The following is a 17,869-nucleotide window of genomic DNA, read 5'->3' as shown; positions in this document are numbered from 1 at the left end:
GCCGCCCGCCGCCGGGCATTCCGGGCGGGCACTCGGGAACCGCCGGGTATGGTCGCGCTCCATGGGCGAGAGCGTGTGGTCGGGCCGTGCCGACGAGCTGCTGCTGCGCACGGCCTCGGCCGAGCCGACGCCGGGCAGCGGCGCGGCGGCCGCGGTCGCCGGCGCGCTCGGCATCGCGCTCGTGCTCGAGGCGCTCACGATCACCGGCGACGACGGATGCGCTGCGGCGCGCGCGAGGGGAGAGGCCCTCGTCGAGCGCGTGGTGGCGGCTGCCGACGCGGACGTCGAAGCGTTCGCCGAGGTGATCGACGCGGACGGTGGTGCGGACGCCGAGCGGGCGCTCGCCCGAGCCGCCGCCGTGCCGCTCGACCTCGCGGCAGCCTTCGTCGACGCGCTCGAGCTCGCTCGCGAGGCGGAGCCGCTCGTGAAGCCGACGCTCGAGAGCGACGTGCTGGGCGGCGCCGACCTCGTGCGCGGCGCCTCGACGGTCGCGCTGCGGGCGGCCGAGCTCAACGTGGCGTCGCTCGAGGACCGCGACGCCGCCGACGCACCCGCGCTGCGGCAGCGCCTCGACGCGCTCCGGCAGCGGCTGGCGGAGTAGCCCGCTGAGCGGCGACGCGACCCGGAACCGCGCCAATCGACTTGCCGCGGCGACGCGACCCGTTCTCGCCGAGCCGAGCCGTTGCAGCAGGTCGACTCGGCGAGAGCGGGTCGAGTCGCTGCCGGAACCGGTCGAGTCGGCGCGAGCCGGTCGAGTCGCCCGCCGAAACGCGAAGCGGACCCCTCTTCGGCGCGCGGACCCGAGATCTCGGGTCCCGCTGCCGAGCATGGGTCCGCGGAGGCGGCCGCAGCCTGCGCGCGCCGAGGCTCAGTGCGCCTGCAGGTCCCGCTCGAGCACGGGGGCGAGCCGGAAGGGGATGAGCTCGCCCATCGACAGCCACGTCTCGGTGCGCTCGACGCCGTCGCACGCGAGCACGAGCTTGTTGATGCGGTAGAGGTCCTCCGCGTCGCGGCACACCGCGCGCACGAGCACGTCGGCCTGGCCCGAGAGCCCGAACGCCTGCACAACCTCCGGGATCCGCCGCAGCTGCTCGACGACCTCGTCGATGCGCGGCTGGTCGACGTGCGTCGCCATGAACACCGTGAGGGGGTAGCCGAGGGCCGCGGCGTGGAACCTGCGGTCGAAGCCCTGCAGCGCATCCGACGCCTCGAGCGCCGCCACCCGGTTCTGCACCGTGTTGCGCGCGAGGCCGAGCTGCTCGGCGATCGCGGCGTTCGTGATCCGCGGATGCCGCGTGAGCTCGAGCAGGATCCGGCGGTCGGTGTCATCGACGATGCGCATGCTGCGCAATCTAGCGCAGCCGATGCGCCCGTGGAATGCGCGCACCGCGCAGCCTGCGTGTCGCAGATTGCGCGGAGTGACTTCCGGCGGTACGGTCGGTCCACGATCGACGAGGCGCACCAGCCTGGCCGATCCGACCGGCGCCCACGAGGCGCTTCGAACAAGGAGGTTCGCTCGTGTCGATCACCGTGCCCGCTCCCGACCCCGCGCTCGCCGCCGGCCTCGACTGCCCGCTGCGCGTCCTCGACCTCGACGGCACCCGCCTGCACGACCCGCTGCTCGACGCCCACCTCGGCGACATCGACGAGTCGGCGCTCGCCGACCTCTACCTCGACATGGTGCGCGTGCGACGCCTCGACACCGAGGCGTTCGCCCTCACGCGCCAGGGCCACCTCGTGCTGTGGCCGCCGCTGCTCGGCCAGGAGGCCGCCCAGGTCGGCGCCGCCCGCTCGCTCGAGCAGCGCGACTGGGTCTTCGGCTCCTACCGCGAGCACGGCTTCGCGCTCCTGCGCGGCGCCGACATGGCCGAGTTCGCGCGCATCTGGAAGGCCTACGCGCACGCCGGCTGGGACCCGCACGAGATCAACATGGCGCCGTCGCAGATCATCATCGGCGCCCAGTCCCTGCACGGCGTCGGCTACGCGATGGCGGCGAAGATGGATGGGTCGGACGAGGTCGCGCTCACGGCGTTCGGCGACGGCGCCACGAGCGAGGGCGACGTCAACGAGGCGCTCGTGTGGGCATCCGCGTTCCAGGCGCCCGTGATCTTCCTCTGCCAGAACAACCAGTACGCGATCTCCGAGCCCGTCGCCGTGCAGTCGGGCGGTCTGCCGCTCGCGCTGCGCCCGACCGGCTTCGGCATCCCGTCGATGCGCGTCGACGGCAACGACGTGCTCGCGATGCTCGCCGCCGGCCGCATCGCCGTCGAGCGCGCGCGCTCGGGTGGCGGCCCGACGTTCATCGAGGCCGTCACCTACCGCCGAGGCCCCCACACGACGACCGACGACCCGAAGCGCTACCGCGACGAGGCGGAGGTCGAGGAGTGGGTCGCGAAGGACCCGATCGACCGCGTCGAGCGCGCGCTCGCTCGCTGCGGCGTCGACATGGATGCTGTGCGCGCCGAGGCGAAGGTGCGCGCCGACCGGCTCGCGAAGGAGTTCCGCGCCGCCGCGGAGCACGCCGAGCCGCCCGCCGCCGAGGAGATCTTCGACAACGTCTACGCGCAGCCGAGCCGCCGGCTCGAGCGCCAGCGCGCCGAGCACCTCGCCTTCGTCGCGAGCCTCGCGGAGGTGGCCGAGTGACCGAGACGCTCACGCTCGCGAAGGCCGTCAACGCGGCCCTCGCCGACTCCCTCGAGGGCGACGACCGGGTCCTGCTCATGGGCGAGGACATCGGCCAGCTCGGCGGCGTCTTCCGCGTCACCGACGGCCTGCAGGCGCGCTTCGGCACGCAACGGGTCATCGACTCGCCGCTCGCGGAGTCGGCGATCATCGGCACCGCGATCGGCATGAGCTACCGCGGCTTCCGCGTCGTGACCGAGATCCAGTTCGACGGCTTCATCTACCCCGCGTTCGACCAGATCGTCGCGCAGGTCGCGAAGCTCCGCTACCGCTCGCGCGGCCGCGTCACGATGCCGCTCACGATCCGCGTGCCCTACGGCGGTGCGATCGGCTCGGTCGAGCACCACTCCGAGAGCCCCGAGTCGTACTTCGCCCACACCGCGGGCCTCCGCGTCGTGACCGCGTCGACGCCGCAGGAGGCGTACTCGACACTGCGCGCCGCGATCGCGAGCGACGACCCCGTGCTGTTCTTCGAGCCGAAGGGCAAGTACTACACGAAGGGCGAGGTCGACCGCTCGGTCGTCCGCGACCTCGAGACGGCGAACGTCGTCGCGAGCGGTCGCGACGTGACGATCGCCGCCTACGGCCCGACGGTCGAGACAGCGCTCCGCGCGGCGATCGCCGCCGCCGACGAGGGCATCGAGGTCGAGGTGATCGACCTCCGCTCGATCTCACCGCTCGACGTCGACACGGTCGTCGAGTCGGTGCGCCGCACCGGCCGGCTCGTCGTCACGCACGAGGCGCCCGCCGAGTCGTCGGTCTCCTCCGAGCTCATCACCTCCGTCGTCGAGCGCGCCTTCTCGAGCCTCGAGGCGCCGCCCGAGCGCGTCACGGGCTACGACACGCCCTACCCGCCGTCGGCCGTCGAGCACGACTACCTGCCGAGCCTCGACCGGCTGCTCGACGCGGTCGACCGCACCCTCGGCCGCCGCAACTCGCGCACCGACCTCGACTACGCATCCGTCACCGCACTGGGAGCCGCCCGATGAAGACGTTCCTGCTGCCCGACCTGGGCGAGGGCCTCACCGACAGCGAGATCGTCGCGTGGCGCGTCAAGGAGGGCGACGCGGTCGAGCTCAACCAGCCGCTCGCCGACATCGAGACGGCGAAGGCCGTCGTCGAGCTGCCGAGCCCCTACGAGGGCACGATCGCGAAGCTCCACGCCGCCGAGGGCGAGACGGTCGACGTCGGCGCGCCGCTCATCGACTTCGATGTCGCGGGCGATGACGCGCCTGCGCCGTCGGGGTCGGATGCGTCGGCCACGGATGCGTCGGCGCACGACGATCCAGCACCCTCGCCCGCGGGCGGCCCGGTCGCGACGCCCGACGAGACTGTCGCCGAGGTGCGCGACGCCCCGGCGCCGGAGGAGAAGCCCGAGAAGGTCTCGGTGCTCGTCGGCCACATCACCGTGCACGGCGGCAAGCCCACCAGGAAGCGCCGCGCGTGGGACGTCGAGCCCTTCACACGGCAGGAGCGGCCGAGCGGCCGCCCCAACCGCGCGATGCCGCCCGTCCGCAAGCTCGCGAAGGAGCGTGGCATCGACCTGCAGTCGGTGCGGCCCTCGGGCCGTGACGGCCTCGTCACGCGCGCCGACCTCGAGACCGCAGGCACCGCATCCGGCCCCCAGGCCCAGCCGCAGCCCGCGTCGACGCGCGAGAAGGTCACGGGGCTGCGCAAGCACACCGCCGCCGCGATGACGCAATCGGCGCTCACCGTGCCGCACGCCGCGACGTTCCACCAGGTCGACGTGACCGAGACGCTCGCGCTCGCCCGCTCGGGCGACGCGTCGTTCCTCGCGCTCGCGAGCCGGGCGATCCTGCTCGCCGCGAAGCGCTGGCCCGACGTGACGGCCGCCTTCCACGCCGACACGATGGAGCTCGAGCGCTTCGCCCACATCAACCTCGGCATCGCCGTCTCGACCGACCGCGGGCTCGTGGTCGCCTCGATCGACGAGGCGGAGTCGATGGATGCGTCGGCGCTCACGACCGCGATCAAGGACCGCGCGACGCGCGCCCGCGAGGGCTCGCTCACGATGGCCGAGCTCACGTCGTCGAACATCACGATCTCGAACGTCGGCGTCTTCGGCGTCGACGGCGGCATCCCGATCCTCAACCCGGGGGAGTCGGCGATCATCGCGCTCGGCGCCGTGCGGCGGATGCCGTGGGAGCACGAGGGCGAGATCGTGCTGCGCGACGTGTGCACCGTGACCGTCTCGTTCGACCACCGCGTGCTCGACGGCCGCGAGGCGGCGGGCTTCCTCGCCGACATCGCCGCTGTGCTCGAGCGCCCGGCGCTCGCGCTGGCGCGCTGATGCCGGCTCTCGGCCTCGGCATGGCACGGTAGGGCCATGCACCGACTCGAAACCCGCGTCGACCTCGCGGGGGAGCAGGCTCGCGCCAACCGCGCGGCGATGGAGGCGCTCGTCTCGCAGCTGCGCGAGCGGCTCGCCCAAGTGGCGCTCGGCGGACCCGAGAAGTCGCGCGAGCGGCACGTCGCGCGCGGCAAGCTGCTCGCCCGCGACCGCATCGACCAGCTGCTCGACCCCGGCAGCCCGTTCCTCGAGGTCGCGCCGCTCGCGGCGTGGGAGGTCTACGGGGAGGACGGGCAGGATGCGCCGAGCGCCGGCATCGTCGCGGGCATCGGCCTCGTGCACGGCCGGCACGTGATGGTGATCGCGAACGACGCGACCGTCAAGGGCGGCACCTACTACCCGCTCACGGTGAAGAAGCACCTGCGCGCGCAGCAGATCGCGCGCGAGAACCGGCTGCCGTGCATCGCGCTCGTCGACTCCGGCGGCGCGTTCCTGCCGATGCAGGACGAGGTGTTCCCCGACCGCGAGCACTTCGGCCGCATCTTCTTCAACCAGGCGCAGCTCTCGGCCCAGGGCATCCCGCAGCTGGCGGCCGTGATGGGCTCGTCGACCGCGGGAGGCGCCTACGTGCCGGCGATGAGCGACGAGACCGTCATCGTGCGTGAGCAGGGCACGATCTTCCTCGGCGGACCGCCGCTCGTGAAGGCTGCGACCGGCGAGGTCGTCGACGCGGAGTCGCTCGGCGGCGGCGAGCTGCACGCCGAGGTCTCTGGCGTCGTCGACCACCTCGCCGACGACGACGAGCACGCGCTCGAGATCGTGCGCGACATGGTCGAGGCGCTCCCGCCGGGCGACCGCGCCGCCGCGAGCGCCGTGCCGGCGAAGGCGCAATCGTTCGGCTGGTTCGCCTACGCGCCCCTCAGCGCGCTCGACGACGAGAGCGCGCCCGCCGTCGACCCATCCACCCTCTACGACGTCATCCCGCCCGACCTCCAGACGCCGTACGACGTGCGCGAGGTCATCGCGCGCATCGTCGACCGCAGCGAGTTCCACGAGTTCAAGGCCGGCTACGGCGACACGCTCGTGACCGGCTTCGCCGAGCTGCACGGCCACACCGTCGGCATCGTCGCGAACAACGGCGTGCTCTTCTCGGAGTCGGCGATGAAGGGCGCGCACTTCATCGAGCTGTGCGACCAGCGGGGCGTGCCGCTCGTGTTCCTGCAGAACATCACCGGCTTCATGGTCGGCTCGGAGGCCGAGCGCGGCGGCATCGCCAAGCACGGCGCCAAGATGGTCACCGCCGTCGCGACGACGCGCGTGCCGAAGCTCACCGTCGTCGTCGGCGGCTCCTTCGGCGCCGGCACCTACTCGATGTGCGGCCGCGCCTACGACCCCCGCTTCCTGTGGCTGTGGCCCAACGCGCGCGTGAGCGTCATGGGCGGCCCGCAGGCCGCGTCGGTGCTCTCGACCGTCAAGCGCGAGCAGCTCGAGGCCGCGGGCGAGGAGTGGTCGGCGGATGCGCAGGCCGAGTTCGAGCGCCCCGTGCGCGAGCAGTACGAGCAGCAGGGCAACCCCTACTACTCGTCCGCGAGGCTCTGGGACGACGGCGTGATCGACCCCGCCGACACCCGCCGCATCCTCGGCATGGCGCTCGACGTCGTCACCGCCGTGCCGATGCCCGAGCCGCGCTTCGGCGTCTTCCGGATGTGATGCAGATGGCCTCCCTGTTCGACACCGTGCTCGTCGCCAACCGCGGCGAGATCGCCATCCGCATCGCGCGCACGCTCCGCGACCTCGGCATCCGCTCGGTCGCCGTGCGCGCCGACGACGATCCCTCGCCGCACCCCGAGCACTTCGACGAGACCGTCTCGCTCGGCAGCGGGGCGCTGCGCGACACCTACCTCTCGACGAGCAAGATCCTGGATGCGGCGCGCACCTCGGGTGCGCAGGCCATCCACCCCGGCTACGGCTTCCTGTCGGAGAACGCCGCCTTCGCCCGCGCGTGCGAGGACGCGGGCATCGTCTTCATCGGGCCGAGCGCTCTCGCCATCGAGACGATGGGCGACAAGATCTCAGCCAGGCACGCCGTCGAGTCGCGCGGCGTCGCGACGGTGCCGGGCATCGCGGAGCCGGGCCTCGACGATGCGGCGCTCATCGCGGGCGCCGAGCGCGTCGGCTACCCCGTGCTCATCAAGCCCGCGGCGGGCGGCGGCGGCAAGGGCATGTACCGCGTCGACGACCCCGCCGAGCTGCCGGCCGCGCTGCAGGCCGCACGCCGCGAGGCGAAGAGCGCGTTCGGCGACGACACGCTCTTCATCGAGCGGTTCGTGACCAACCCGCGCCACATCGAGGTGCAGGTGCTCGCCGATACGCACGGCAACGTCATCCACCTCGGCGAGCGCGAGTGCTCGCTGCAGCGCCGCCACCAGAAGGTCATCGAGGAGGCGCCGAGCGCGCTCCTCACCGAGGCGCAGCGCGCCGCGATCGGCCAGGCGGCCGTCGAGACCGCGCGCTCCGTCGGCTACGTCGGCGCAGGCACGGTCGAGTTCATCGTCGCGGGCGATCGGCCCGACGAGCCGTTCTTCATGGAGATGAACACGCGCCTGCAGGTCGAGCACCCGGTGACCGAGATGGTCACGGGCATCGACCTCGTCGAGCAGCAGCTGCGCATCGCGGCGGGGGAGCCGCTCGCGATCGCGCAGGACGACGTGCGGCTCGAGGGCCACGCGATCGAGGCGCGCATCTACGCCGAGGACCCGGCGGCGGGCTTCCTGCCGACCGGCGGCACCGTGCTCGACGTCGAGTGGCCGTGGGACGACGCCGACTACGACGGGACGGTGCCGCCGCGCGTGCGCGTCGACGCGGGCGTCGGCCACGGCACCGCAGTCGGCTCGAGCTACGACCCGATGATCGCGAAGGTCATCGCGCACGGCGACTCGCGCGCGGAGGCGATCGACCGGCTCGACCGGGCGCTCGCCGGCATGCACCTGTTCGGCGTCGTGACGAACCGGGGCTTCCTCCGGGCGCTGCTGCAGGAGCCGAGCGTGCGCGCGGGCGAGCTCGACACGGGCTTCATCGACCGCGAGGGGGAGCGGCTCGCGCGTCCCGCCGACGACGGGGAGCGGTTCGCGATCGCGGCGGCGTCGCGGGCGCAGCGTGGGCCGGGCCTCCTGGGTGCATGGGCAGCCGACGGCTGGCGCCTCGGCGGCGCCGTCGGGCGCGCCGCGCGCTTCGCCGACGGCGACGGGATCGCGACCGTGCGCGTGCGGCGCATCGACGACCCGAACGAGCACCGCGTCGAGGAGTCGCGCGGCGTCGACATCGAGGTGCGGCGCGCCGACGGCTCGACCGAGCGCTGGGAGCGGCTGAGGATCGAGCGCCCGGTGCTCGAGACGGCGGAGGGCACCTGGGTGTGGACCGAGGGCGGCGACGTGCTCGTCGAGGCCCCGCCTCGCACCCGCCGCGGCCGCGCAGCCGCCGAGCCGACCCTCGCCTCACCGATGCCCGGCACGGTCGTCGCCGTGCACGCATCCGACGGTGATCGCGTCGAGGAGGGCCAAGCCGTCGTGAGCGTCGAGGCGATGAAGATGGAGCACGTGCTGCGCGCGCCCGTCGCCGGCACCGTGCACGTGCATGCGAGGGTGGGGGAGCAGGTGACGCGCGGGCAGGAGCTCGCGACCGTCACGCCCGAGAGCCAGGAGGACGCATGAGCGAGCGCCGAATCACGCAGCGGGGCCTCTACTTCGACGAGCTCGAGGAGGGCGTCGTCTACGAGCACCGTCCCGGCCGCACGATGACCGAGACCGACAACGTGCTCTTCACGACGCTCACGATGAACCCGCAGCCGCTGCACCTCGACCGCGCCTGGAGCGAGGGCACCGAGTTCGGCGAGCCGCTCATGAACTCGATGCACACGCTCGCGACCATGGTGGGCCTCTCGGTCGGGCAGCTCACGCAGGGCACGATCGTCGCGAACCTCGGCTTCAGCGAGGTGACGTTCCCCGCGCCCGTGCGCCACGGCGACACGATCTACTGCGAGACGCGCGTGCTCGAGAAGCGCGCCTCGAGGTCGCGGCCGGGGCAGGGCATCGCGACGTTCGAGCACCGGGCGCTCAACCAGCACGGCGAGGTCGTCGCGACTGCCGTGCGGAAGGTGCTCATGCAGGGCAAGCCCGAGGCGGAGGCGTGAGCGCCGGCATGGCGGCGCTGAGCTCGTCTGCCTTGGGCATGGGTCCCGCGCTGCTGTTCTGCCCCGGCGACCGGCCCGACCGGTTCCGGAAGGCGGCCGAGCGGTCGGATGCGGTCATCCTCGACCTCGAGGACGCCGTCGGCGCCGAGTCCAAGGCCGAGGCGCGCGAGGCGGTGCGAGCCGCCGACCTCGACCCTGAGCGCACGATCGTGCGGGTGCAGGACGCATCCGCCCCCGGCTTCGACGACGACCTCGCGGCGGTCGCGGCGTCGCAGTTCCGCACCGTCATGCTCGCGAAGGCCGAGTCGGCCGCGCAGGTCGACCGGGTCGTCGCTGCGGTGCCGGGCGCGCGCGTCGTCGTGCTGTGCGAGACGGCGCGCGGCGTGCTCGCCGCCGAGCAGCTCGCGGCGCACGACGCGGTCGTCGGCATGATGTGGGGCGCCGAGGATCTCGTCGCCTCGATCGGCGGCACCTCGAGCCGCGACGAGAGCGGCGCCTACCGCGACGTCGCGATGCACGCGCGCAGCCGCATCCTGCTCGCCGCCGCCGCGTTCGGCATCACCGCGATCGACGCGATCCGCGCCGACATCCAGGACCTCGAGGGCGCGCACGCCGAGGCGGTCGACGCGGCCGCGTCGGGCTTCGGCGCGAAGGCGGCGATCCACCCGAGCCACGTCGAGCCGTACCGCCGCGCCTTCGCACCTGCGGACGAGGAGCTCGACCGCGCGCGCCGCATCCTCGATGCGGCGATGCACAACCCGGGCGTCTTCTCATTCGAGGGGCAGATGGTCGACGAGCCGATCCTGCGCCATGCGCGGAGCGTCGTCGCGCGGGCGGCGGTGAGCGCGGAGGAGCGCCCGGACTGACCCGACCCCTCTCGGGGCCGAGGCGCGCCGACGTCACTCCGAGGTGAGCGGCTCCCACGGGTTCAGCGTCGGCACGCCGAGCGGTGCGAAGTGCTCGATGTTCCGAGTCACGACGACCATGCCCTGGGCATGAGCGATCGCAGCGATGAGCGCGTCGTCGAGCGGAGCTCGTTCCGGAACTCGGAAGCTCGCGAGCACGCGGGCCGAAGAGAGATCGAAGGGGAGCACGCGACCCACGAAGGCCGGCAGCACGCGCTCGTCGAACCAGCGCCGCAGGATGGCACCCTGCGCTGCATCCTGCCGCTCCATCTTCGCGACGTTGCGCTCGAGCTCCGCGAGCGTCATCGCGGTCACGAACTGGTCGCTGACGCGCACCGAGGCCGCCCATCGCTCGACGGCGGGGTTGCGCCCCCGGACGCGCAGCGCCGAGACGACGTTCGTGTCGAGCACGAACCTCACAGCTCGGCGGCTCGCGCGCTGAGACCGAGGCGGACGGGCTCGACCTCGATGTCGGTGCCCTCGTCGACGCTGAGCAGGTCGACCAGCGTCAGGCCCTGCTGGCGCACCGCGGCCGCGAGGAGCTCGCGCGCTTCCGCTTCGACCGATCGACCGTGCTGCTGTGCGCGAGCGCGCAGCGCTGCCTTGGTGCCGACCGGCAGGTTGCGGATCAGGAGCTGCTCCACCTCGACCCCCTTGATATCACTTAGACGATAGCATCGTGCCTGACGATGCGCCATCTCCTCGGTCGATGTGACTTCGAAGCCGGGCATCCTGTATGCTGTTCAGGTTGCTTCGAGGAGCACACCACGGGTCTGTGGCGCAGCTGGTAGCGCACCTGCATGGCATGCAGGGGGTCGGGGGTTCGAGTCCCCCCAGATCCACCAACAACCCCCGTCTGACCGGGGGTTTTTCCCTGAGAGCACCTGCTCGGGTGCCGTCCTGAAGTCAGGATTCACGGCAGGTTTCGCGGGTCCCGCGCTGATGTCCCGGTACGTCCCGGCCACGCCCCTCCAGTACCGGTAGCTCCTCGACTTCGCCGGAGTGGCCCGCCGAGCGCCGTCTATGCAGTTAGCGTGACCAGCGCCCCATCCGCTCCCACCGGAGTCCACCTCGTGCCGATCGACTTGCTCCAGCTCTCGCCGGGCGTCCTCCTACGCGAACGCGACGTGGCTGCTGCCCTCCACATCAGCGTCAAGACGCTCCAACACCACCGGCAGCGCGGCACGGGTCCCCGCTTTGTCCGGTTGGGCAGGCACGTGCGGTACTACGCCGGTGACGTGGTCGCGTGGATCGAGGCGAACCGTGCCTAGGCCACGACTCGAGCCGGGCACCTGGGGCGTCGTCAGCATCACGCCGTTGCCGGGCGGTCGCTACCAGGCGCGCGGGCACTTCCGCGAGCTGGACGGCCGCGACCGCCGGCCGAGCGCGATCGGGGATACGCCGGAAGCGGCAGAGGCGGCGCTGCGCGCTCGGACGGCGTTCCTCACGCGGGAGGACGCCTATGTCTCCGACCACTCCACCGTCGACGAACTGGCGCTCTGGTGGCTCGACCGCAAGCGCTCACTCGGCCCCCTCGCCGCCGGCACGCTCGAGAACTACACCACCGACGCCAAGCATGTCGTCGAGCACTTCGGCCAGTTGCGGCTGAGTGAACTGACGATCGCCCGGTGCGAGACCATCATCCGGACACTCGCGAAGCGCGACGCGCCGCTGGCCCGACGAGTGCACAGGACCCTGAAGGCGATGCTCGCCGATGCCGTGCGGATCGACGCGCGCAAGACGAATCCGCTCGCAGCATTCGCGGCTCCTAGGCTCCCGAAGCCGGAGATCTACACGCTGGCCCCGGAACAAGCAGCGATCCTGAGCGGGGCGTACCGCGAATGGCTCAGCAAGCGCGACAAGCCCGGCCCCAAACCCGACCCACGAGTCGCGGACATGCTCGACGTCCTGCTCGCCGTGGGGCTCCGGATCGGAGAGCTGCTCGCACTGCGCCACTGCGACCTGCACCTCGACGACGCCATGCCAACGCTCTGAACCGTCCCCGGTTCTCTGCCGCTCCTATGCGGGTGCCAGCACCGGGTGGGATGGCGTTTCGAGGTGAGCGTAGTACGCGGTCTCGAACTCCTCGGGCGGGACGTCGCCGAGGGTCGAGTGCAGGCGTCTGGCGTTGTACCAGTCGACCCATTCGGCGGTGACCCATTCGACGTCCTCGAGCTGCTTGAGCGGCCCGGTCCGGAACGGCGAGTCGTCGCGGATCGCCTCGGTCTTGAACAGCCCGATCGTCGACTCGGCCAGCGCGTTGTCGTAGGCGTCGCCGATCGACCCGATCGAGGCGGCGATGCCCTCGAGCGCGAGCGTCTCGGCGAAGCTCACGGACGTGAATTGGGACCCGGCATCGCTGTGATGGATCAAGCCGTCGCCGGCCGCACGTCCGGTCCGGTCGCGTCGCCACAGGCCCATGCGCAGCGCGGTGGTCACCAACGGCGTCGTCTTCGTGGTCGCGGCCTGCCAGCCGACGATCGCGCGCGAGAAGCAGTCGATCACGAACGACACGTACACGAACCCGGCCCAGGTGCGCACGTAGGTGAAGTCCGCCACCCAGCGCTGGTTGGGGGCCGGCGCGGTGAAGTCGCGCTCGAGCAGATCCGGCGCGCGCTCGGCGTTCCGATCCGGGACGGTCGTGCGCACGCCGCGTCCGCGGACCCGGCCGTTGAGGCCGAGATCCCGCATGTGCCGGTCCACGCGCCGCTGGGACACGTCGTGGCCTTGCCGGCGCAGATGCGCCGTCATCTTCCGCCGCCCGTACATGCCCTCCGGCGTGCCCACGGTCGCCAGGAGCGCGTCGATCACGACCGCGTCGGCGAGGTCTCGGCTGCTGGGCTCGGCGCGCTTCCACGCCCGGTAGGTCCGCGCGGCGACCCGCACGCCCTGCTGACGCAGGACCTGGCAGATCGACTCGACCGCGCGGCCCTTGGCTCGCTGACCGTCGATGAAGCCGACGATCAGCGGCGTCGGGGGTCGAGTTCCCCGGCGAAGAAAACCGCCGCGTCCCGCAGGATCGCGTTCGCCTCGCGCAGCTCACGGTTCTCCCGCTCCAGCCGCCGCACCCGCTCCGACTCGCTCGTCGAGGCACCGTGCCGGTCGCCGGCGTCGACCTGCGCCTGCCGCACCCAGCGGCGCAGCGACTCGGCACCGAAGCCGAGCCGTTTCGAGACCGTCTCGCACGCGGTCGTCAGGTTCGGGTACTCATCGAGATGGTCGAGCACGAGCCGGACCGCTCGCTGCTTCGTCTCCTCCGGGATCTGCTTCGGCATGATGACTATCTTCCTTCCAGACTCGAAAGGAACCGGCATCAAACCGGGGACGGTTCACCATGTGGTGAGCGCTCGCTGGGGTGAAGACGGACTTATGCAAGAGGATCAACGCTTCGTTCCGTGCGGCTCGCGAGCCTCGTGCCTCGGCCAACGAAAGATGCGCTTGGGTCTGCCTGGTGTGGACTGGTCGAGTTGGCGAAAGGGGCGTCCGTGTGAATCGATGAGCTGGGCGAAAACGAGGTGTTCGTCTTTGGATCCAACGCTCTCCATCGGGATGGTGCGGCGCGAGTGGACACGGTCCATGTGAGTGGGCGATGTCGCCGCAGGCCGGGGCGTGGTGTCCGGACTGGCACCGGGCTCATCGCTACACTCGGGTTTCAGCCTGCCAGACCCAGTCAGGACCGTACTCGTCGCGCAAGGAGGTCAGGCGGTGGCAACCAACGATCAGCTCAGAGCTCTCGTAAAGAGTCACGCCGACGGCGACGACCCACAGTTTTACGCGGTCGCTATGCAGGTCGCGGCGAAGGCAGCACGGTCAGGTCAGTCCAAGTTCGCGCAGGACCTCCGCGACCTCGTCGAGGATCTTCGTCAGCGCGGCACCGTGTCCTCACGCGTGGCATCGGTGGTCCCCGTAACGCAGCCTCGCGGCGAGCTGAGCTCGCTGCTCACGGTCAGCTATCCCGACGCGAGACTGGGCGATCTCGTCCTTTCGGATGATCTCGGAGAGCGCCTGCGGCATGTCCTGCTCGAGCAGCGTCAGCGGGACACCCTTGCGCGGCATGGACTCAGTCCGGCGCGGCGGCTGCTGCTCTTAGGCCCCCCCGGCACCGGGAAGACCTCCACGGCTCGCGTACTCGCGGCCGAGCTCGGCCTTCCGCTGTTCGCGATCCGCCTGGATACGGTCATCACGAAGTTCATGGGGGAGACGGCGGCGAAGCTGCGGCTGATCTTCGACGCGCTAGTCGAGACCCGTGGGGTGTACCTGTTCGACGAGGTGGACGCCCTCGCTGGCGACCGCGCCGCCGCTAACGATGTGGGTGAGATACGTCGGGTGCTGAACTCGTTCCTGCAGTTCCTCGAAGAGGACACCTCGGAGAGCGTGATCGTCGCTGCAACGAACCATCCGCAGCTGCTGGATAATGCGCTGTATCGACGGTTCGACACTGTAATGAGCTTCACGCTTCCCGACGACGTCAGCGCCCAGGCGGTCATCAGGAACCGGCTCGCGACGTTCAACATCAGCAACCTCAGCTGGCCACGCGTACTTGAGGCCGCCCGCGGACTCAGCCATGCCGAGATCGCGACGGGCGCGGAGAACGCGGCGAAGCGCAGCGTCCTTGCGGGCAGGATGCGGGTCCTCACGGGCGACATGGTCTCGGCCCTCGAGGAGCGGCCCCGGTCGACTGGCCTCGGTGACCGGAGCGCGTAGGGATGGCTGAACGTGACCGTCCGCACATCGTCGTGCCTACTCGGCCAGACTCCGAGCCCTTCACCACCCCCACCGGTGGCGGCGGCAGCGACGAGCCGGGCTTCTCGGGAGATCGCCGTCGCCACGGCGCGGCGCTCGTCCAGCAATACGAGAACGCGGTGACGGCTGCACCGGATGCACAGGCGGTCGAAGGCACATATCTCGCATTTGTCTCCTTTCCGGGCCTCGAACTCGCGTTGGAGAGTTTGGATGTGCAGCGGGCCGGTGAGCAACCTGAGCTCGTCGCGGTGCGGGAGGACGACTCCGCCGATGGCGCAGTCCAGATCGCGACTGTCTACATCCCGGACGGGAAGAAGGAGTATTTCCTCAAGCGCCTCACGCAGTACGTGGAGACCGCGCAGGACGACAAGGCGCGCAACGCGACTCTGGTGGAGGGCATCCAGGCCATCCGGCGCGCGACGGTCCGCGAGCTCTGGACGGACGCGGACGACGCGTACCCTGCCGATCCTTTGCAAGCGCGATGGTGGGAGGTTTGGTTGCGTAACCGCGATGGCCACGAACTGCAGCGTTTCACCGCCTTCGCGAAGGCCCACGGACTACGAACGAGCGATCACTATTTGGGCTTCGGCGACAGGACTGTCGTGCTGCTTCACGCGACGGCGGACCAGCTCGCCGAGGCCTTCCGTTCGCTGGATGACATCGCCGAGCTTCGGCAGCCCCACGACGTCGCGAACTTCCTCAGTGAGCTGCCCGCCTCCGAACAGGCCGACTGGATCGACGAGCTCCGTCAGCGTCTGCGCCCAGCAGCGCCCGGTGCGCCCGTCGTTTGCATTCTGGACACGGGCGTCCAAGACGAGCATCCGCTACTGGCCGATTCGATAGCCGCTCCGGATCTGCATGTCGCAGACCCGCTGTGGCAGCTCCCGCCCGTGAACCGTCACGGCACCGAGATGGCCGGGCTGGCGCTCTATGGCGACCTCCACGCCGCTGTGCTGAGTTCAGATGTGATCGACCTCCGCCATCGCCTAGAGTCGGTGAAGTTTCTTCCAGACCGTGGAGACAACGACCGAGACCTCTATGGCGCTGTCACGGCCCGCGCGGTCGACCAGCCGGAGATCCAAGCCGTGGACCGACCACGGGTTTTCATGCTCGCGATCACCGCGCGGCACCCGACGCCGCGAGCCGACGGTGATGCTACGGCGGCGCGCGAAGCGGGGAAGCCGACCTCTTGGTCAGCGTCGATCGATGCGCTGGCGTTCGGCCGCGCGATCGACGACACCGACCCCAAGTTCACCTATCTCGACCGAGACGAGCCACGGCGGCCCCGGCTGTTCGTCGTCTCAGCCGGCAACATCCGCGATATCGCTGTCACGGACGATCATCTTGAGCGCAGCGACCTGGAACCCGTCGAGGATCCAGCCCAATCGTGGAACGCCCTCACCGTCGGGGCCTACTCCGCACACGACGACATGTCCGGCGCGCCCGCGAGCTTCGCCGGGTACCAGCCCATAGCCGCGCGCGGCGAGCTCTCCCCGGTTAGCCGCACCTCGGTGCTGTTCGATCGCAAGAAGTGGCCCTTCAAGCCCGACGTGGTCGCCGACGGCGGCAACGTGGCCGCGTCACCCGACAAGACCACGGCAGACACGCCGGAGAATCTCGCGCTGCTGACGACGCGTTTTCGCACGCCGGGGGACGGCTTCTTCACTACGACACGCGACACGTCCGCCGCCACCGCCTCCGTCGCCGCGATCGCCGCCGACATCTATGCCGCCTACCCCGACCTCCGCCCCGAGACGATCCGCGCGCTCGTGGTGCACTCCGCGGAGTGGACCGACGCCATGCGGGCCCGCCTCGACGCAGGCTCCAATAAGACCGCGCTGACCGCGCTCCTGCGTCGCTATGGGATGGGGGTACCCGATGCGAGTCGCGCGCTCTACAGCGCCGCCGATGCGCTCACGCTCGTTGCGGAGGCGACGATCCGCCCGTACGAACGCCAGGGGATGAGCAACGCCGGCAAGACCCGTGAGATGAACCTGCACGAGTTGCCGTGGCCGATCGCGGAGCTCGAGGCACTTGGTGCTGCCCAAGTCCGCATGCGGGTCACCCTCTCCTACTTTGTGGAGCCAAACCCGTCCAGTCGCGGCTGGACGGGTCGTTACATTTACCCCTCACACGGACTCCGGTTCGCGACACGTCGCCCCGAGGACAGCGTGGAGTCGTTCCGTCAACGCATCAACACTCGCGCCCGCATCGACGGTGAGAAGCCACCCACCCTCGACACCGAGTCGGGGTGGCTTTTCGGCAGCAACCAGCAGCAAGCCGCAGGCTCCCTTCACACCGACATCTGGTCCGGGAGCGCCGCAGCCCTCGCGAGTAAGGGAGCGATCGCCGTTTATCCGGTGGCCGGCTGGTGGAAAAACCGCGCGAAGGACGACCAGAGCGAGCAGGGCGTCGACTACTCGCTGATCATCAGCATCGAGTCCCCCGAGGTCGAGGTCGACCTGTGGACGCCCGTTCATCAGCAGGTGCGCGGCGGCATCGCGATCACGACCTGACGATGGCACGCCCGACGCGCCCGTCCTCTTCAGCACGCGGCCCGCGGGCCAGGCCGCGTGAGGCTCGTGCTGCGGCAATGGAGGCTCGCTGGCGGGCGGTGGAGCTACTCCAGAGCGAGCAACCTAAGCCTCGCTCGGGCGTACGCAGCCCGACCGACCGGCCCTGAACCATGTCGAGCGTGAGACCACGCATCGAAGTGAAGTGCTGAAACCATCGTGCGCGATGCCACGTCTACGAGGTCATGCGGCAGATGCGAAAGGCGCTTGCGCGGCCGGGGACTACTTTCGTGGATGTGGAACGTACGTGCCGTGAGTCAGGCGACCGGTGCTTGCCAGGCCAGCGCGCTCTCACACACTTGCATGACTTTCGGCCTTCGCTGATTGATGTGGGATGAGTAAAGAGTGTGGTCAAGAGTGCAACGAGCGCGTAGGCGTACGTGGGGGTAGATGCGGGAGGCAGAATTGGCCATTTCCGAGCGTTATCGGCGCAGCGTGGCATGCAGGGGGCATGCCATGCGAGTCC

General features: G+C 70.8%; 16 protein-coding genes and 1 tRNA gene. 13 read left to right on the top strand and 4 right to left on the bottom strand.

Annotation, left to right across the window (positions count from 1 at the left end; translation table 11 throughout):
* Window positions 1-61: 61 nt before the first annotated feature.
* Window positions 62-601, top strand: a complete 540-nt coding sequence (locus JSQ78_RS03340) for a cyclodeaminase/cyclohydrolase family protein (protein ID WP_211449373.1) — start codon at window positions 62-64, stop codon at window positions 599-601.
* 267 nt (window positions 602-868) lie between these two features.
* Here JSQ78_RS03340 and JSQ78_RS03335 read toward each other — a convergent pair whose 3' ends face one another.
* The gene (locus JSQ78_RS03335; RefSeq protein ID WP_211449371.1) at window positions 869-1,342 is read right to left on the bottom strand and encodes an Lrp/AsnC family transcriptional regulator; all 474 of its coding nucleotides are present in this window, start codon (window positions 1,340-1,342) and stop codon (window positions 869-871) included.
* Window positions 1,343-1,518: 176 nt separating this feature from the next.
* Here JSQ78_RS03335 and JSQ78_RS03330 point away from each other — a divergent pair, with 176 nt between their 5' ends.
* From JSQ78_RS03330 to JSQ78_RS03300, 7 genes are read left to right on the top strand one after another with little or no spacing between them, the layout of a single operon-like run.
* Window positions 1,519-2,643 carry a thiamine pyrophosphate-dependent enzyme gene (locus JSQ78_RS03330; protein ID WP_249295863.1) on the top strand — a complete coding sequence of 375 codons (1,125 nt, stop codon included), beginning with the start codon at window positions 1,519-1,521 and terminating at the stop codon, window positions 2,641-2,643.
* Complete coding sequence (locus JSQ78_RS03325; protein ID WP_211449370.1) at window positions 2,640-3,671, top strand: alpha-ketoacid dehydrogenase subunit beta; 1,032 nt, start codon at window positions 2,640-2,642, stop codon at window positions 3,669-3,671. The genes JSQ78_RS03330 and JSQ78_RS03325 overlap by 4 nt, the downstream gene beginning before the upstream one ends.
* Window positions 3,668-4,993, top strand: coding sequence for a dihydrolipoamide acetyltransferase family protein (locus JSQ78_RS03320; RefSeq protein ID WP_211449368.1), 1,326 nt, complete (start codon window positions 3,668-3,670; stop codon window positions 4,991-4,993). The genes JSQ78_RS03325 and JSQ78_RS03320 overlap by 4 nt, the downstream gene beginning before the upstream one ends.
* Window positions 4,994-5,029: 36 nt before the next feature.
* A complete protein-coding gene (locus JSQ78_RS03315; RefSeq protein WP_211449366.1) occupies window positions 5,030-6,703 on the top strand; it encodes a carboxyl transferase domain-containing protein in 1,674 nt (557 codons plus the stop codon).
* On the top strand, window positions 6,703-8,703 hold the full coding sequence (locus tag JSQ78_RS03310; RefSeq protein WP_249295861.1) for an acetyl/propionyl/methylcrotonyl-CoA carboxylase subunit alpha: 2,001 nt from the start codon (window positions 6,703-6,705) through the stop codon (window positions 8,701-8,703). The genes JSQ78_RS03315 and JSQ78_RS03310 overlap by 1 nt, the downstream gene beginning before the upstream one ends.
* The gene (locus JSQ78_RS03305; RefSeq protein ID WP_021011012.1) at window positions 8,700-9,182 is read left to right on the top strand and encodes a MaoC family dehydratase; all 483 of its coding nucleotides are present in this window, start codon (window positions 8,700-8,702) and stop codon (window positions 9,180-9,182) included. Before JSQ78_RS03310 ends, JSQ78_RS03305 begins: the two co-directional genes overlap by 4 nt.
* Before the next feature lie 8 nt (window positions 9,183-9,190).
* Window positions 9,191-10,048, top strand: coding sequence for an HpcH/HpaI aldolase/citrate lyase family protein (locus JSQ78_RS03300; RefSeq protein WP_283245037.1), 858 nt, complete (start codon window positions 9,191-9,193; stop codon window positions 10,046-10,048).
* A gap of 33 nt (window positions 10,049-10,081) precedes the next feature.
* On the opposite strand, the gene JSQ78_RS03295 is transcribed toward JSQ78_RS03300, so the two are convergent.
* Both JSQ78_RS03295 and JSQ78_RS03290 read right to left on the bottom strand, forming a co-directional pair.
* A complete protein-coding gene (locus JSQ78_RS03295; RefSeq protein WP_211449365.1) occupies window positions 10,082-10,507 on the bottom strand; it encodes a type II toxin-antitoxin system VapC family toxin in 426 nt (141 codons plus the stop codon).
* Window positions 10,504-10,818, bottom strand: coding sequence for a FitA-like ribbon-helix-helix domain-containing protein (locus tag JSQ78_RS03290; RefSeq protein WP_211449363.1), 315 nt, complete (start codon window positions 10,816-10,818; stop codon window positions 10,504-10,506). Before JSQ78_RS03290 ends, JSQ78_RS03295 begins: the two co-directional genes overlap by 4 nt.
* A gap of 38 nt (window positions 10,819-10,856) precedes the next feature.
* Here JSQ78_RS03290 and JSQ78_RS03285 point away from each other — a divergent pair.
* The 3 genes from JSQ78_RS03285 to JSQ78_RS03275 all read left to right on the top strand — a co-directional run bounded on the left by JSQ78_RS03285 (window position 10,857) and on the right by JSQ78_RS03275 (window position 12,082).
* Window positions 10,857-10,932: transfer RNA gene (locus JSQ78_RS03285), tRNA-Ala, on the top strand.
* 189 nt (window positions 10,933-11,121) lie between these two features.
* Window positions 11,122-11,358: a helix-turn-helix transcriptional regulator gene (locus JSQ78_RS14055; RefSeq protein ID WP_349305131.1), complete on the top strand. Its 237-nt coding sequence runs from the start codon at window positions 11,122-11,124 to the stop codon at window positions 11,356-11,358.
* Between the two features lie 46 nt (window positions 11,359-11,404).
* Window positions 11,405-12,082, top strand: a complete 678-nt coding sequence (locus JSQ78_RS03275) for a tyrosine-type recombinase/integrase (RefSeq protein WP_211449361.1) — start codon at window positions 11,405-11,407, stop codon at window positions 12,080-12,082.
* 24 nt (window positions 12,083-12,106) lie between these two features.
* On the opposite strand, the gene JSQ78_RS03270 is transcribed toward JSQ78_RS03275, so the two are convergent.
* Window positions 12,107-13,362, bottom strand: a protein-coding gene (locus JSQ78_RS03270) for an IS3 family transposase (protein ID WP_211449359.1) whose coding sequence is annotated in 2 segments (ribosomal slippage) — window positions 12,107-13,092 and window positions 13,092-13,362 — 1,257 coding nt in all. Because the reading frame shifts where the segments join, the coding sequence is not laid out codon by codon here.
* Window positions 13,363-13,792: 430 nt separating this feature from the next.
* Here JSQ78_RS03270 and JSQ78_RS03265 point away from each other — a divergent pair.
* Both JSQ78_RS03265 and JSQ78_RS03260 read left to right on the top strand, forming a co-directional pair.
* Window positions 13,793-14,791: an AAA family ATPase gene (locus JSQ78_RS03265; RefSeq protein ID WP_211449357.1), complete on the top strand. Its 999-nt coding sequence runs from the start codon at window positions 13,793-13,795 to the stop codon at window positions 14,789-14,791.
* Window positions 14,792-14,793: 2 nt separating this feature from the next.
* The gene (locus tag JSQ78_RS03260; protein WP_211449355.1) at window positions 14,794-17,346 is read left to right on the top strand and encodes a S8 family serine peptidase; all 2,553 of its coding nucleotides are present in this window, start codon (window positions 14,794-14,796) and stop codon (window positions 17,344-17,346) included.
* Window positions 17,347-17,869 lie beyond the last annotated feature (523 nt).

Source organism: Agrococcus sp. Marseille-Q4369 (assembly GCF_018308945.1).
GTDB lineage: Bacteria > Actinomycetota > Actinomycetes > Actinomycetales > Microbacteriaceae > Agrococcus.
Note: the sequence above shows the minus strand (reverse complement) of the source record. Positions and strands in the feature narration are given on the sequence as shown.